A 17,812-nucleotide genomic window follows, 5' to 3' on the forward strand; every position below is an offset into this window, starting at 1 on the left:
CTGTATTTATGTATCAATCTAAGCCCAGTTGAACAAGTTTTTTCATCAATGAAGAAAATGGAAGAAATTGTATGTCATCGAAATCATACCATAACTCATCTCGATTTCTAAACGATAAATCAATTTTTTCTATTCTTTTATAAAGTCTTAATTTAAGCACAAAATGTGTAAAAACATGTTTAATGCAACCTTTGTCCTCAAATAATCCTTTCACCCCAACGCTTTCTTTTGCATTATCCAGTGATATTGGCTTTAAATCCCATTGAGTGCCTGGCAATTCCAAGGTTCCACCCAGCAATCCCTTTGCTGGACGTTTCCTAAATAAAATCCTGCCTTCCCGATCCTGAATAAAAAAAGCAATTCCATATCTTACAGGTCTTGAAGATTTTACAACCTTTCTTGGCAATGTTTCAGCTATTCCCTTTTTATATCCCAAACATTGTCTAGACAAAGGGCATGATAAACAGGAAGGTTTTTTTGGTTTGCAAATTGTTGCTCCCACATCAAATAACGCTTGGGAAAAATCACCAGCTCTTTGTTTAGCTATAAGATCATCATTTAAATGACCAGCTTTTTCATCAAGATATTTTTTTGCTTTTGGTAACTCTGCGTCGATAGTAAATAAACGTGCTGTCAGACGTTCGACATTACCATCAATTGGCACTACAGGAACATTATAGGCAATTGACGCTATCGCTGCCGCTGTGTAATTTCCAACACCTGATAAAGCCTTTAGTTCCTTGACCGTATCAGGAACCTCGCCATTTTTACGCATAATTTCCTGAGCACAACGGTGCAAATTCCTGGCTCGACTATAATATCCCAGTCCAGTCCATAGTGACATGACCGTATCACGATCTGCATCTGCCAGAATATTAATAGTTGGAAAATGTTCTATAAAACGGTAAAAATATGGAATAACCGTTGCAACTTGTGTTTGCTGAAGCATAATTTCACTTAACAGCACATAATAAGGATTTGGTTTTTCATCTTTTTTTGCTCGCCAAGGAAGATCTCGCCGATTATGATCATACCATTCTAATAATGACTGCGCACAAAAACCCTGTTTTGACATAAAATGACAAATATTCCGAAACAAAACCAAAAAAAACGCAATTTATCACAAACTTCAAAAGAACAGAATTCTCGACATCCTGACAGGCGCACCTTTACAATGAGTCAAATTGGCGGTACTGTTCATAGCCTTACGAAACAGGCTTTTCGCCAAAAATCCCTTGCCCACAGCCAGATCAGCATTAATTGGGTCGATATTATCGGCCCTATATACGGCAATAGAACATCTCCACGTCATCTAGCCAACGGGACGTTAACAATTGCATGTTCTAATACAACAGCAACCGAACTTCAATATTTTTCTGAACGTCTTATTGAAAAAATCAATCTTTATTTTGGCCAGAAAATTGTGGCTCGTTTAAAATTTGTTTACCAACGACACAACACTTACCCTTTGACAAAATCTATAAATCATTCATCTTTGGTGGAACCTGTAGAAATTCCGATACTACCGCCTGGTCCCCTGCAAAACGCACTGTCACGATTGGGGGGGCACATACAAATAAAAAAGAAAGGAAAAAATTGATCCATGTATAACCATCATCAAAAAATTATTGAAAAAGCAAAGGTTAAATCCCCACCTTATTGTGCTGTATGTTATCCATGCGAAGCAACCGCTATCGAATCAGGACTTGAAGCCTTTAAACTTGGTTTACTCACCCCAATTTTTGTTGGTCCCAAAAAACAAATCAAGCTTATCGCCGAACAATATAGATTGGATCTGAAAAACCATCAAATTATTGAGGCATCTTCAGAATTTGAGGCCGCCACACATAGTGTAAAATTAATTCGCGAGCAAAAAGCGCATTTATTGATGAAAGGCAGTCTGCATACGGACATTCTCTTGAAAGCTGTAATCAATAAAGAAACCGGTTTAAGAACAGGTAAACGCATTACCCATGTTTTCCTAATGGATGGTCCCAATTGGAATACCCCTTACATGATTACAGATGCCGCCATTAATATTGTCCCGGATCTTGTCACTAAAATGCATATTATTCAAAATGCCATAGATCTGCATCATGCTTTAGGATATGGCGTTCCCAAGGTTGCAATTCTTTCAGCCGTAGAAATGGTAAATCCAGATATTAGTTCTACTCTTGAAGCCGCAGCCTTGTGCAAAATGGCAGATCGAAAACAAATTGTTAATGGTATTCTTGATGGACCTCTTGCATTAGATAATGCCATCAGCCCTGAGGCAGCGGCAATAAAAGGTCTTGATACACCCGTAACTGGAAAGGCCCAAATTCTGGTTGTTCCCAATCTAGAGGCAGGAAACATTTTTTTCAAATCTCTATCATTCATTGGACAGGCAGACAGTGCTGGAATAGTACTAGGTGCGAAGGCCCCAATCATTTTAACCAGTCGTGCCAGCAGTTTGGATAGTCGTCTTGTTTCCTGTGCTATGGCAAAATTATCCTATCATCATAGTTTAACTCATTAATCAAAATTCCTAAGGCAGTTTTATCACTGCCTTCTAATATGGTCCCTAATTCAAGATATATCTTAATTGTTGAAAAATTTAGACAGGAGATTCCCATTGATAAATCCGGTATTATGTATTCATTGCATGTCAAATAATAATAATAAAACATTTATCAGTCGGATACATCAATAACCATTAGCCTGAACAATTAATATCATGTAAGTGATGAATAATTACAGCAAGATTTCTCAACACAAAACCGCCTAAAAATTTTTATGAAAATCTTAAAAAAATATATTTACAAAATAAAGATTAACAATAAATCCTGAAATGAAATGTAACCGAATTTTTTTGGTTATTTCTACCTTAATAATTCACAAAATTTATTAGAATTTTTCAACAGGAACAAGAAAAAAATATGCTTGTTTCAAAGCGCCAACAACCAATATCAAGACATTCCCCTTTTGGCTGGATGATAATTTTCTTACCATTTTTTTCCCAGAAATTGATAACATTGATCATTGTCTTCTAAACAAAGAGCCTTTATTTTCTGAAGTGCAACAATGTGAAGTTGTCTGCCTCTGGTTTAAAATCATTTTTATGCAAAATTATTTCAAACACTATATGATTTTTTAAATTATACTATTACGGATTTTAACCGTAATAGTATATGAATTTTAAATTCTATACCAAATTTAATGATTATAGGAATTTCATAAAAATTATCATCTATCTGGATTTAGCAGGTGATCCCCATTTGTTTCTTTCAAATTTGGTATTTTTCAACATCCATATTAGAAATAATATTGAACCAATAATGGGAACAAAACTTATTAGAAGCCACCAACCCGAATGATTTATATCATGCATACGTCGAACGGTTACTGCGAATGAGGGGATTATAAAAACAATGACTAGTAATGAACTTGTAATATTTGTCAATATGCTCATTGTATAGTCATCAAGATTTCCAACCATAAAACCAACAACCAGAATTACAAAAACATTAGTAAAAATAGTTAATAAAAACAAAATCAACATATAAAACCAATATTCTTTTCTTCTTGCCCTTCCAGAAAAATTAAAAAGATTTCTTAAACATTTCCAGAACCATTGAAACATATTATAAGTTGACTCTGTTTGATATAATTCATGCATGTTTGGATCGAATTGATCACTATTTTGTTCATGACTTGAACCATTCTGACTATCAAGAGCGAAGAAAACTGATTTAGCTTGTCCTGAGGCATCAACCTCAAAATCTAGACGCTCCCCTTTGGTTGGAATACGATTTTCTTTCCATTCATTTCCAGAAAATTGGTAACGTTGACCATTATCTCCAACAATATAGCCTTTATTATCTTGCACTATATAATTTAGTAATTGACCCTGCATAATAATCTTTCTAAAATTTCGAACTTAAATAAATTTTATTATAATTTTGATATTATTTGACTTCCATGTTACTTTCAATATATTTAAAAAATTATTAAGATTATTACCATTTATCAATAAGCTGTAAATGATGAAATTTGTACAGGATGCTTGATAACCTTTTTATTCCACAAAAAATCAAGAAATTGTTGATATCTTGCTTTATCATAGATAACCGGATCTGTCGGTAATAAATTTAGGGTCACATTCCAAGCGGTTTTATTTAAGGGCGTATTCAATTCAGGATGATCTTTAATTGTCTTGTTAAACACTTCTAGAGAATGGCTTTTCAAATATACATTCCCCTCTTTTAAGGCCTGCATGAAACGGATAATTCGTGAATCTTTTACAAGTTCAGGACGAGTTACAAAAATCATTTCATCATAAATTGGAACACCATAATCCTCTGGATTATAAATATTGAATTGATAATGCTTCTGTTCAAGATCAATCACTTCATAGTTCCGTGATGCACCGATAACTGCGTCAACTGCCCCAGTCATTAATGCCTGTTCTAGCTGAAAATTAACGTTGATGATCTGTACATCGGATAACTGAACGTTTGTCTTTTCCAACATTGTTTTCAAAATCGTATGATCATCCCCGGCAACGGAAACACCGATTTTTTTTCCTTTTAAATCTTGTAAGGTCTTGATATTCCGCGAGGTAATCAATGTATTTAAGGGCTGATTTAAAAGAGATCCAATTCGTATTAACGGAATATGATGGTCAATCATCATACCCAATTGAATAGGATAGGAGATCGCAATATCTGCCTGTCCCGCAGCTACCAATCTTGGTGGTGTACCAGGATCAGCGGGTGAGATCATCTCAACCTGGAGATTGTAACGTTTGAAAGCTCCACTATATTGAGCAGCCAGCAAAGATTCATGACTTGCATTGAGAAACCAGTCCAAAATTACGGTGACTTTATCCTCTGCCTTTACCTGGGAAATGGAACACAAAATCGCAAAAAAGATAAATATTCTTGAAATTCTCATCATCATCCTGACTTTCATAAAGCGGACGTTAGCGTTAACATTGTGGCAAATCCTCCACCAATGTTATAATAAGGTAATGAACCCTTGATTACAGTCCCATTTTTTCCAACCGTATTATGAGCATTTGATGTTGGAGTACCTATTCCTGACAGATGTTTTTGATCAGTTATATTTATAAAATTAAGCCTGATTTCTGGATATTTTGCAAAAGAAATAGAATCAAAACGGTATCCAAGTGCAAGATTGCCAGTTGCATAAGAACCCATTGCTTCATCATTCATGAAGGTGGCATATTGCTTGCCTACCATTTTCATATTTCCATTGGCAAAAAAATGTCCATCATCATAGGTTAGCCCTACTGCAAACTGCCAGGATGGACTTCTTACCGCTTTTTTTCCTTTGGTAGGCAAATAATCTCCACGTGTTTTAAAATCATTATCCATGGTTGCATTTAAATACTCCCCTGATATATAGGGGCTAAAATGATGCCAGGGTTTCAACCCTAATTCAGCATCTATTCCACGTGAGGTCTGTCCACCCGCATTAATTGAAGATCCTATCCATGCATTGTTTTGTCGTAAAACTGTTTTGATCATGCGATTGGTATAATTATAGTTAAAAAATGTAACGGAACCAACCAGTCGTGGACCATTATAGCGATAGCCAATCTCTTCCTCGATAGAATATTCTGTTTTCAAATGATTTGTCCCCTTCTTTGTCAATGTTCCAGAATTTGGATCATAGGTATCAAACAACGTTGATTGATGGGGAACAGAAAAATTTGTACTTGCGCTGACAAAAAGCTGATGTTCCTTTGTAAATTGATAAACCATGCCAATTCTGGGCAATGGTTTGGCAACATTGTTACCGGTACGATATTGAGGTCCTGGAATACGATTATATCCAGCCTGTGATAGCATAACTTGCTTAAATCCCACATCAATATGCAGTTTGTTATGAAGAAAATTCATGCGATCCCCGATAAATACCGCATTTACTTGCGTAATTATACTTGTATCCCTTGCATAAAGTGGTTGACCGTCTGGTAAACGGATCGTCTTGCCTTTCCCCCCCCACAAGTCCCATGGTTTGCCATTTTCTGATACTGGCGTAAAAGGTTCATTTATCAAGTTGTCTGAATAATCATACCAATATCCCAAGTATAAATGATGATGTTTTAATCTTAAATGTAATTCTGGAGTAAAACCTGAACGATAAGTTCGCTGGAACCAATCTCCCATAACCATTCCCTGACCGTCAACAGCCCCTGGAATGGAAATGCTCCCTTCCACAGGAAGCTTACCCTGCCATAATCCATGATCGGAAAGCATAGCTCCATATGGCGTATTTCCATAACCATATTGAAAATAGGGAGTTACTGTAAATTGCAATTTATCTGTCAGCGTGAATTGTCCCGGAGTTGCAAGATAAATTTGCTGAAAGGTTTGCTGATATAATTTCCAGTAATTACTATTGTCTACTCCATTATGATACCATGTGCCTGAATAATTATTACCGTTTTTTATCCCGTTCATTTTCCATTCATGCTTAGTGGGCGTATAATAGCTGCTCATCAAAGAGCGGTTCCAGTTACCAAGCAATGAAACCCGATTGTCACTCCCCCATTCTTTGGTAAATTTAAAATCAACATGTTGACGATGGTCATATCCGGCTCCACGCCAATTGTCCCCATCCGTATAAGAATAGGAAATAAAACCCTTAATACCCGTTTTGCCAATTTTTCCGGTATCCATACGGGCAAAAATCTTACCCGTATGATAAGAACCATATGAAAACTGGGTCATTCCACCCAGATGATCAGATGGTTCACGAAACTTGATGTTGACAATACCACCGGCTGCATTAAAAACAGGACTGTCAAGATCGGGACTTCCCTGACTTAAACCTACCGATTCAAGATTTTCCATATCAACAAACTGATTCAAATAGCCACCGCCATCGGACACATCATTTAAGGGCATTCCCTCTAGAACATATCCTATAGAATCAGAAGTCATTCCCCTTACCGTCATGTCCGTTTGCGTGGCAAGTCCGAAAGGATCCGATCCCGACACATTTGCACCTGGCAATAGACTTATAAGATTGTAAACATTGGACGTGGGTGCCTGTTTATGAATAAAATCCGAAGAAACGGTACTAAGGGATCGAACGGAATCTTCTGGTCTAATCAATCCCCCACCAGCTTGCTTACCAATATATCCATTGGCAGAAGGATAACCACGGAAAGTTCCCTTGACTATAATCTGCTCACCAGGATCAGACTGCATTTCCTGTCTCGTTATCGAATGAGTTTCTGGTTGAGATTGAGTAATATGAATATCTTTTGCCTGAATAGAGGGAAGCCTCCCCAAAATAGGGATTAACAGTAAAAGATAACGTACAAAAGCAAATAAAATTGATCGCATTAAGTTCCTCCCTTCGCTGGCATGACCCAGATCAGGTTCTACGGGTTTATTCTCAGCCCCTAACGGACACCCCGGTGATTTATAACAAAATGATTTTTATCAATTTTTTAATTAATTACAAGTCTTTTATATGACACTATCCTCTTTTAGCAGGAAAGGATGAGTTACATCCAGAAAAGCCTTGTTTTTATCTAAGGAATCAGCAATGACAGTCAAACAAGATACGGCGGCAATAATCTCCATACGAAGGGCGAGATTTTTTTCACTTTTTTCACGCTCTCTCAATCTTTTTACAACCGCATGACAAACCGCGACTGTCCGACCATATTTACCGCTATATTTGGAGATACGTCTTAAAACAATTCTCAATAAGATCTTTATATCTTCAGTCACAACATCATGATCGATCATGGAGTGCAAACGAAGTATATTCAATCCGATCATCATCACTGCCACAGTACCCTGGCTATATGCATGAATCAATTTTGTATTGGACTCACCACTCAACTGTCGAACCATATTAACCAACAAAGCGGCTGTTTGAAAAAGCCATATCCGGGGACTTCTTTTATAAAAAGATACAGAAGCGAGTGCATGCATTTTTTTCAATAGCATTTGCCGTAAATGCAAACGGGTTTTAAGAGGACTATAGGGGTATATTATCCGGAAAGAAGCAATCGCGAAAAATATCCCCATTAGCAAAGCTAGGGAATTATTGAAAAATGTTGATTCATTCAACCTGACCTGGTTATCCAGCTGCAACATATAGGGTAAATATGCGGCATAGGAAGCGGATACAGGAAGCGTTTTCAAATTGGCAATTCCCAATCCACCCAACATTGTAGGAATAAAAAGTGCCATACAAAGAGATTCGAAATTTCCCAACGGTGGAATGAGATAAAGCGTCAAAATACTTCCTGCCAATAAAGCCCAAAATGTACCTTTAAACCATCCAAAAGTAACTTGTGCAGGATTTTCAAACAAACAGAAACGTGCACATCCCATTCCAGTCAGGGAGACCATGGTTCCTCCCATATTCCAGCCTGTCATATACCACATCAAACTGGCAGATATCATTGCGACAAAAGTTCGCAAACCATTTTTCCAAGCCAGATCAAAATTTAAAGGTGCAGAAACATGAAACTTAAAATGATCATTTTTAATAGGATGACTGCTTTTATGATATTCCTCTAAAGTAACTTCTATCTCACCCAGTAATTCACTTAACTTACGAAAAAGAATACGGTCGTTAAAAACAATTTCCCTCTGTTTTGCCCCCTTATCGGGAGTTTCAGTATCAATTTTCTTGTAAAAACTATCTGTAATATGCTGTCGACATTCCCATCTCAGTTTATTCAAATAAGATTGGTCCAAATTAAAATCATGATCATTTTCAATGGAATCTAAAATTCTTTTTAAACATTCCTGAACATTGGGAATGATACTAGCAAAGTCAGCTGTTACATTCTTGAAATGCTGCATCCGTATGGACAGACCCATACTTCGCGCCAAAACAGCTGTCACTGAAAATAAAGCCGCATGTGCATGATCCCCTGTATGATCATTACCATTCATTTCAATCTGCCTGAATTCAATTGAATTATCAAAACTTATAACCGAAGTCAGCAATTCCTGTGAATGCAAAACCATCTTTTCATCTTTTGACAGCATATTGACAACAGACTGAATCGTTTCACAGATTGCAAATTTAAGATTGTTGTTTAATTGGGTCCGAGCATTTTTATCGATATTAACATCAAAAAAACGACCCACGAAACTATCACACCAAACCCCGAGAAGAATATAAGTGGTTCTGGCCATTGCCATCATAAATGTTCCATGTGGATCGTTTATGGAACTAAAGGCAATTATCGCACAGGTATAACCTGATAAAACCATGGCATACGCCTTGAAACTCTGCATGCATGTTCCACACCAAACACAAAGGGCGACAAACGAGGCAACTGTAATGTTAAATAACCATGGCTGTTGAGGAAAAACCGCAACAAAAACAACAGCGGCAATAGCTCCAAAAACGGTTCCAACACTACGCCAATATGCCTTTGATATCGTTTCCCCACGTGATGTGTTCCTTGCACAAACCCAAACTGTCATGGGAGCCCATTTTGGACTATCCAATTCCAGCCACAAAGCGATTGCCAATGCCAAAAAAGAAGCAATGGTAGTTCTAAGGGCAAAAATAAATGCTGACCAGCCTGGGGCATAAATCCAACGGTAATTTTCTAAGAAATTTTTTCTGGACCATGAATATTTTTTATACCACGGCACATTGGCGGATCCGATCACCTACTCACAAAAACCTTTTTATTTTTTAATCACATAAATATGATGACAGTTTCCAAACTATTCTTTTTTTTGAAAAATGAAAAGAGATTACTGGCAATTTGATAATGTTCAATAGCTACAACCGTAAGAAAGATCCGTTTTTATCCAAGGCATATGAAATAATTATTAGGGAAGAAATAGCGGCACTGATTTCTATACGGATTGCCAGATTTTTTTCATGACTTTCCCTTTCCCGAAACCGAGAAATGGCACGATGGGCAATCACAACAGTTCTTGCATGTGGACCATATTTGGCATGACGGCCATCAAATTTCGCAATACGTCTTAAAACAACTTTTAGAATATTTTTAATATCTTCCGTCATGATGTCATGGGCAGCCATCGCTCTCAACCGAATGATATTGACACCAATCAATGTCACGGCCATCGTTCCATGACGATAGGTTTGCACCAGTGTCGTATTTCGGTCCTCATCAAGCTGACGCATTAACACGACAAAAGCTTCAATTACATAACTAATCCACTCTCTAGGTAATGGAACAACAATAGCATTCGCCAAATGATGCATACCATGTAGCAATTTCTGTCTTAACTGAAACCTCAATTTACGAGGTTGGTAAGGAAAAACCAATCGATATGCGGTAAAGGCGAATAATCCACTCATGAAAATAGCCATTGAATCATTAAAAAAGGTTACTTCATCCATCCTACCAACATTAGTAAATCCAATCATATAACAGAAAAAAAACATGCATGCCGAAGCGATCGCAGCATATTTTGGCACCGCCATTGCTAATCCCCCGATCATGAACGGAATCAAAAGCACAAAATAGAGAACCTCTATATTCGTAATAATAGGCAAGAAAAGAAAATTATAAATAAATCCACCAAATATAGCCCAACACGCCCCCTTAAACCAACCCTTACAGGCAAGCGAAGCATTCTCAAATATACAGAACCGTGCACATCCCATACATAAAAATGCAAGAAAAAGCGGACCGTAGCTCCAACCAGTAATTTCCCAGGCAATACAACCAAATGTTATTGCCACAAAAGCCCTGATCGCATTTCTCCAAGCTCTTTTGAAATCATAACTATTTTTGACAATAAAACGAAAGTGGTCTTTCAAGGTCATATCTCGACTTTTAGCAAATTCTTTCAGAGTAACTTCTAATTCTGCCAAAATTTCACGTAAACCTTGATATAATATACGATCATTTAAAGTTTTTTCTGCATATTCATCATCCGAAATTTTTTTTTCTTTTAATACACGGTAAAAACTATCAGCAATACGTTGTCGGCATTCCCATCTTAGTGAATTCAAAGCTTTTAAGGATGCATCAATGGAAATACCCGACTTAAGATGATTTAGCAGTTCCTGCAAATAGATTTGTGTAAGGGGTAAAATACTTGAAAATTGTAAATTTTTCCCTTCTGTCTGTTTCATTAAAATGGATAAACCCGAAGCTTTGATAATCAAACTCAAAACTGAAGATAATACAGCCCTGGCATGATCCCCTGTATGACCTGTACCCTGCATCTCCTTTTCACGAAACTCAATATTATTATTTAATGAAATAACGGATGCCAAAAATTGATCTGATCGTTGAACCGCCCAATCATCTCCATTCATCATATTAATAACGGATTTAACAGCCTCTTCAATTGACAATTGTAAATCCTCTGTCAATTTTCTATGGGCCTGATGATGCAAATTGAGATCAAATAGGCGAGCGGTAAAATTTTCTGCGAGTATGCCCAAAATAAAATAACTTCCCCGTGCCATTGCGAGCATGAAAACATTATTTAAATTATCAACGGCACCATATAAAACAATGGCACAACTATATCCTGCCATCACCATACCCAGAGCCCTGAAATTTCTTGTGCAACTGCCAATCCAGCAACAAAATGACACCCAAATGGCAACTGAAATTTCAAAAATAAAAGGCTGTTGTGGAAAACAGCCCGCAATAACCAATGCCATGATAATACCAATGACATTTCCGGTAATGATCCAATAAGCTTTGGAAAGGATTTCCCCACGGGATGAATTCTGGGCTACAATCCATACGGCCATAATTGCCCAACGCGGACTATCCAATTCCATCCATAAAGCAATGACCAATACAATATAAGAGGCAATGATGGTTCTAAGCGCAAATATCAAGGCTGTTTTTTGTGGGGCAAATAACCAGCTAAATGACGGTAATGTAAAATCGCTAAGACGCATCTGAATGCCTGATCTTCAATATACAGCTTTAGAAAAGGGATATATCAGAGATCAGAACAAATAGCATCAATTAAATATTCATAAACGCCATGATAACATTTACTTGACTTTGTTATAATAGGAAAAAAACATCATGATTTAACTTTAAAAATATTCCCTCACCGATTAAAATTATAAATTCTCAAATTTTTATCAGAATAAACACTGGTTAAATCTGTATAAGGCATATAGCTCCAAACCGGATCATAACGTGTAACAATTATTGCATTACACTGAAACTGTTTAATCAAGGCCAGATCCTTATCATTGGCCTTACCGTTATAAAACTGTCTGATCGCATGATCCATCAATTCAACCTTTTCACCCCAGTTAGGCCCAAAAGTTTTGACATAGCTAATATTTTGAAAACAAAATTTTCTGTTAACCATTACAGGTGGCAATAAATTGCCCCCCCATGGTTCAAAAGTCTCGTTTTGATGAATATTAATTAGTAATCTGTCCTGTTTATGGGTTTGGTGAGTTATTTTGTTTAATTCTTTTAAACTTGGTCTGGGTCTATAATAATCCGCACCGAATATCAACATTTTACTGAAATTTAATGGTTCAATAATACCAATTAGAGCAATAAATATAAAAATTGCTTTTTTGAAACTGGAACAATATTCATTGACATAAAAAGTGACAATCGTTGTTCCTGTCAAAACAAATAATAAAATTGCACGCCAACCCAAATCGTCATTATATATACTACTGTGAATGAATAAAGAAACAAAAATTGACCCTAAACAGATAAATAATATTACCCTAAAAGATGGATCAATCTTTATTCTTTTTAATAAAATCTCAAATATCAAACAATATAATCCAATTATTATTACCGGAAACCATAAAATCATTGCCCCAGTGAAAAAGAAAATAAAATCTATAAACTGTTTATAAACTGATGAATTATATATAAATATACGTATTGGAAAACCGGATTCCCTTACAGGGACGGTAATGACATTATACATAATCGGTAAAATGATTATAAAAGACCCCAGAACCAGCCATAACCAGTTAATTAACACATTTTTTTTATTTTTTTTCCCAACTATTTGTTCAACAAAAATCATTAATGATGTTACCGCAAATGTAAGCCCCCCAACCCATACCGAAAAGCTGAATCCGGCACCAACCAAAATAATAATTGAAAATAAAATTATTTTATTATTTAAATTTCTTGCGCCAATTAAAAATAAGGCCAGAATTGAACATGATGCAGCCAAGAGATGTTGTGGCACCCAAGCGGCTTGAACAATCCATGATTCTAGGGGATGAACATTTGATAGAATTTTAAAAAGTTTATAACCAGTCAATAAATCGACAAAAGAAACAATCGAACCAGAAAATAAAAAGAAACAAAATAAGTATTGACCTTTTTTTTTATTAATAGATTTCGAAAATAATTCACTTAATAAATAGAAACAAGTAAATATAGAAATAAATGCAGAAATAAAAGCAAGAATAATATCGGCATTTAAACCTGAACAATGGAAAAATACAACAATATTTGCTGACAATAAATAAAAAAGATAATAATAATGAAATAATTCTCCTGAAGATGGATCAATACAGAAAGGATTTATTATAGGGAAGCCATCCCTAACAATTGAATTAACTAAGGCTATTTTTATATGGTCAAATAAGGGTGTAGAAATCCCAACATCAGATCCATTTATTTTGATAAAAACACCTGATACTGCTATAAATGACAAAATCAGAGGTAAAATAATAATCGGTTTGTCAGAAAAACCTTTTTTATAACACTCAATACTCGGTTTATTGATCCAAAACGTCAGACCCAGAGGAAATAAAAATATTATAGCGGCCTGAAATGTTCCAATATTAAATAAATTATTGATCCATAATGCAGTTATTCCCAAAATAGCGATACCAAAAGGGAAAGATAATTCAAAAGATCCGTATTTATTTACTTTTCTGGCAAATGGATATCCGACAACATAACTGTAAAACAGTAAAATTATGGTAATAATCATTAAAAATAAAAGATTGGAAACAATAAACATAAATTATACCATTCAAATAATTTTATTTATTCTATTCAATAATTAAAATTATTAATCATAACAGGGACACATTAATTATCACTGTATGATAAATTGAAAAATGTAAGATTTTTTTCCAATGCATAATGTATTGGTATTAAACATGCAATTGCCGTACCGATTTCAAGTCTTTGTGCAAGGTTTTTTTCATGACTTTCCCTGTACTGTAAACGTCGAATAGCACTTTTAATGATCAAGACAGTCCTGACATGATGTCCTCCTTTAAAATGACTTATTCTTCTAATAACAACACGCAATTGATTTTTGACATCCTCAGGTAAAATGTCATGAATGATCATTTTTCTCATTTCAATAATATTAATCCCGATAACCATTACCGCCAATGCACCTTGATTATACCGTCTAATCAGTGTTAGCTCCTTAGCGGGGTCAAACTGCCTCATCAATGAAACAAACCAGTCCGTCGTTACCGCAAGCCATTTTCTTGCCGGAGGAATGGTCAATAATACTGGCAGGGTATGAATATCTTTTATCATTCTTTGACGAATTGATTTTCGCACCTGAATTGGTGAATATGGTGCGATATATCGGAATGAAAAAATAGCTATCGCTGCCACTGCCACAGTGGCAAAAGCCGTATTGAAAAAAGTCAGTTCGTTCATTTTATCCTGATTATCAACAACCAGCATCAATGATAAAAAGATTGTGAAACTCATCCCTATACCACGGGTTGGCAAATTATAAATCGCCAATCCCCCGATAAAAGCTGGAATGAAAAAAGCGATACAGAGCAACTCAATCGTATTTGCTGACGCAATTAAGGTAACATTCATAATACCACTGACAATCATGGCCAAAACTGTGCCTTTTAGAAAATCCAATGAAAATTTATAACTATTTTCAAAAAGGCATAGGCGGCCACAAATCATACAGGAAAATCCGAGAGCATTTGTAAAATTAGGCCAGGCAGTAACTTCCCAAATCAGACAACACAAAATCACCACCAAAAAAACACGCAATCCATTCGACCAGGCCAATCTGAAATTAAGCAGTGGAGGCATTCTAAATGTAAAACGGTCATGCAGGGGAGGATTGTGAACCATTCTGTATTCCCTTAAAACCACTTCCAACTCGCCCAATAATTCACTTAAAGCCCGATATAAAATTCTTTGATGTAGAAAAGACTGTTTTTCAATAGATTCACGATCTGAATAGTTTAAAGCCGTGTCATGAAAAATATGATTGGCAATAATCTGTCGACATTCCCAACGAAGATCGGCAAGCTTTTGCATATGCGCTCTAAAATCCATATTCTTATTTATAAATTGAATCAGAGATTGAACATAAGTATGAACTTGCGAAAAAATACTATGGAAATCATTTCCTGCCTCTTTGAATTCCCGCATGTAAAGCACTAGATTCATTAATCTAGTCAAAACAATGACTACAGAAAACAAAGTGGCATGAACATGGTCAATCATATGATCGTTACCAGTCATTTCAGCTTTTCTGAATTCTAGGGTGTTTCTTGTTGCAGCAATAGCAGAAAAGGTTTCCCTTACCCGGTAGACAGCCTGATAATCACCATTAAAAACATCCTTGATAACATTAAGGGCTCCTGTTATGGCCATTAACATATTCTTCTCAATATTAGATCGAGCCTGTTTCTCCTGATTATAAGCAAAAATACGTTCAACTAAATCCTGACACAATACAGCTAAAATAATATAAGTGCCCCTGGACATTGCCAGCATAAACACATTTTCAGGATCAGAACTTGCTGTAAAAGCGATAATTGTACAGGTATATCCTGCCAAGACAACGCTATAGGAACTGGAGCTACGGATTAGGCTTGCAAAAAAACAGCAGCCCCCTATCCAGCAAGCCAGACATATTTCAAATAAAAATGGTTGCTGAGGGAATGCGGCAACAATCAAAACCGAAACAACAACTCCGACTATGGTTCCCACAATACGCCATTTTGATTTGGTTATCGTCTCTCCCCGAGAGGTTTGAGAAATAATCCATACTGTCATAACAGCCCATTTGGGGCTGTCCATTTCCATCCATAAGGAAATTGCCAAAGCAAGAAAAGAGGCAATGATTGTTCGCAATGAGAAAAAAATGGCTTCTTTTTTAGGAGCGTATAACCATTTAAAAGATTGTATATTTGGTAAAAAAACGTTGAATTTAAACCAATTCAACTTTAAACGAATATTCTCCATCCATACAACCTTGTTCTTTAGCCCTTTAGTTAATTATTTCCCCCTCGAGAGGAATTTGCCTGCTACTCCTGTAAAAATACAAATAAGTGACAAACAAAAAGGAATAAAACGATGTCCCAACGAAAACAACGTAAAAGACAAAGCTCCTGGTAACGCAACCGCCCTTACTCCTTTGACGCCCCAGTCAATCTGGCTTATTTTTCTTCCATAAGAATCATAAACTGCTGATATTCCCGTATTTGCTACACGCACAACTGGAATTCCTTCCTCCACGGCACGCAATCTTGCCGCAGCAAGATGTTGTCTAGGACCGGCAGAATTTCCATACCACGCATCATTTGTTAAATTCAATATCCATTTTGGTCTATTTTTATAATCAAGAATCTGTCCCGAAAAAATAACTTCATAACATATTAATGGTGCAAAAGAACTTACTCTTGATAAATTCAATGTGACATTTCCCTCACCTGGTGTTAAAACCTGTCCAGGTACAACATGAAATGGAATATACCAAGGTTGGGATTCACCAAAAGGTACCAATTTCACTTTATTATATACATGATCAATCGCTCCATCCGGTTGCCTTAAAACTACCAAACTATTGTAAAGAATATTTGGTTCTTGCTGGGTGATGGCCCCTATAATACCGAAAGAGGCATCTGGATTATTTTGCATCATAACTTTTCTGGCTGCGTCATCATATTGAATACTTCCCGGAAAAGAGCTTTCAGGCCAGGCATAAATGATAGGTCTTTCAAACTGCCCCAATTCTTGACGCAAGGTTACCGCCTGAACAACCGCATCCGAAGTAAGTTGCATGTATTTCTGGAAAATTCGGCGAGGATCTGTATTCGCTATCTTGTCATCTTCAGCTATATTTCCCTGAATTAAGGCAACAATGGGTGTATTATTATCTGTAATAGGCGGTTTTTCTACCAAACGGTAAAAACCAAATAAAGCCAAACCACAAATAGTTCCAGCGATAATCATCCATCCTTTTTTTCCATATAATGGAAGCAAGACGAGAATAACCGTTATCAATGTCAATCCATCCACTCCAATAAGGGAAGCGGTCTGGATAAAAATATCCCCTATCCTGCCAGGGATCTCCCAGGTACTGGCCAAAGGATTCCATGGGAAACCTGTCAAAACAGGATTCCACCAATTAGGCGGCAACATCACCGCTCTGGACATATCACAAACGGTCCATAAACCAGCGAAAACAAAAATTTTTAATTTTTTTGAAGGTTTTATCCAATAATAGAAAAGCGTAGGCAAACCCGTCCATAATGCAAGTAATATCGCACATAATGGAGATACAATTGGAACAAGCCACCAAAAGTCCTGTGCCCGTATCAGTATAGCATTTACAAGCCACGATAATCCGATTGTATGCAAACCAAAACCAAACCAGTACCCTTTCATCAGGGCACATTTCCAATTTTTGGAATGATCAATTGAATGCAGAAGTAACGGAAATGACAAAAATAAAATAAATATAAAATAGGTGGGTGGAAAAGCCAAGGCAGATATTCCTCCCAAACCTGTGAGATACAATGCCCCTTGCCATCCTTTTAAGTCATGCCATTTATCCAAATGAAAATCCATTTTCTTAAT

Annotated in this window: 11 protein-coding genes and 1 riboswitch; of the genes, 2 read left to right on the forward strand and 9 right to left on the reverse strand. The window is 36.3% G+C overall.

Annotated elements, in window-relative coordinates; translation table 11 throughout:
• Positions 1 to 13 precede the first annotated feature (13 nt).
• On the reverse strand, positions 14 to 1,075 hold the full coding sequence (gene mutY, locus H3T44_RS05685) for an A/G-specific adenine glycosylase (protein WP_198196512.1): 1,062 nt from the start codon (positions 1,073 to 1,075) through the stop codon (positions 14 to 16).
• Between the two features lie 3 nt (positions 1,076 to 1,078).
• Between mutY and H3T44_RS05690 the strand changes: the two genes are divergently transcribed.
• Both H3T44_RS05690 and H3T44_RS05695 read left to right on the forward strand, forming a co-directional pair.
• Complete coding sequence (locus H3T44_RS05690; RefSeq protein ID WP_122123246.1) at positions 1,079 to 1,600, forward strand: DUF721 domain-containing protein; 522 nt, start codon at positions 1,079 to 1,081, stop codon at positions 1,598 to 1,600.
• Positions 1,601 to 1,603: 3 nt separating this feature from the next.
• Entirely contained in the window at positions 1,604 to 2,518 is a 915-nt protein-coding gene (locus H3T44_RS05695) for a phosphate acetyltransferase (RefSeq protein ID WP_198196513.1), read from the forward strand.
• 711 nt (positions 2,519 to 3,229) lie between these two features.
• Here H3T44_RS05695 and H3T44_RS05700 read toward each other — a convergent pair.
• The 8 genes from H3T44_RS05700 to lnt form a co-directional block, all read right to left on the reverse strand.
• Entirely contained in the window at positions 3,230 to 3,895 is a 666-nt protein-coding gene (locus H3T44_RS05700) for a DUF805 domain-containing protein (RefSeq protein ID WP_198196514.1), read from the reverse strand.
• 113 nt (positions 3,896 to 4,008) lie between these two features.
• Positions 4,009 to 4,935, reverse strand: a complete 927-nt coding sequence (locus H3T44_RS05705) for an ABC transporter substrate-binding protein (RefSeq protein WP_232347523.1) — start codon at positions 4,933 to 4,935, stop codon at positions 4,009 to 4,011.
• Positions 4,936 to 4,949: 14 nt separating this feature from the next.
• Positions 4,950 to 7,361 carry a TonB-dependent receptor gene (locus H3T44_RS05710; protein ID WP_198196515.1) on the reverse strand — a complete coding sequence of 804 codons (2,412 nt, stop codon included), beginning with the start codon at positions 7,359 to 7,361 and terminating at the stop codon, positions 4,950 to 4,952.
• Positions 7,353 to 7,445: riboswitch (TPP riboswitch) on the reverse strand. (Overlaps the previous gene by 9 nt.)
• A gap of 42 nt (positions 7,446 to 7,487) precedes the next feature.
• Positions 7,488 to 9,668, reverse strand: a complete 2,181-nt coding sequence (locus H3T44_RS05715; RefSeq protein WP_198196516.1) for an FUSC family protein — start codon at positions 9,666 to 9,668, stop codon at positions 7,488 to 7,490.
• Positions 9,669 to 9,783: 115 nt separating this feature from the next.
• Complete coding sequence (locus tag H3T44_RS05720; RefSeq protein WP_198184734.1) at positions 9,784 to 11,901, reverse strand: FUSC family protein; 2,118 nt, start codon at positions 11,899 to 11,901, stop codon at positions 9,784 to 9,786.
• A gap of 158 nt (positions 11,902 to 12,059) precedes the next feature.
• Positions 12,060 to 13,970, reverse strand: a complete 1,911-nt coding sequence (locus H3T44_RS05725; protein WP_198196518.1) for a hypothetical protein — start codon at positions 13,968 to 13,970, stop codon at positions 12,060 to 12,062.
• Between the two features lie 71 nt (positions 13,971 to 14,041).
• On the reverse strand, positions 14,042 to 16,195 hold the full coding sequence (locus H3T44_RS05730) for an FUSC family protein (RefSeq protein WP_155567811.1): 2,154 nt from the start codon (positions 16,193 to 16,195) through the stop codon (positions 14,042 to 14,044).
• A gap of 33 nt (positions 16,196 to 16,228) precedes the next feature.
• Positions 16,229 to 17,803, reverse strand: a complete 1,575-nt coding sequence (lnt, locus tag H3T44_RS05735) for an apolipoprotein N-acyltransferase (RefSeq protein ID WP_198196519.1) — start codon at positions 17,801 to 17,803, stop codon at positions 16,229 to 16,231.
• Positions 17,804 to 17,812 lie beyond the last annotated feature (9 nt).

It is taken from the genome of Commensalibacter sp. M0355 (genome assembly GCF_016101365.1).
GTDB lineage: Bacteria > Pseudomonadota > Alphaproteobacteria > Acetobacterales > Acetobacteraceae > Commensalibacter > Commensalibacter melissae.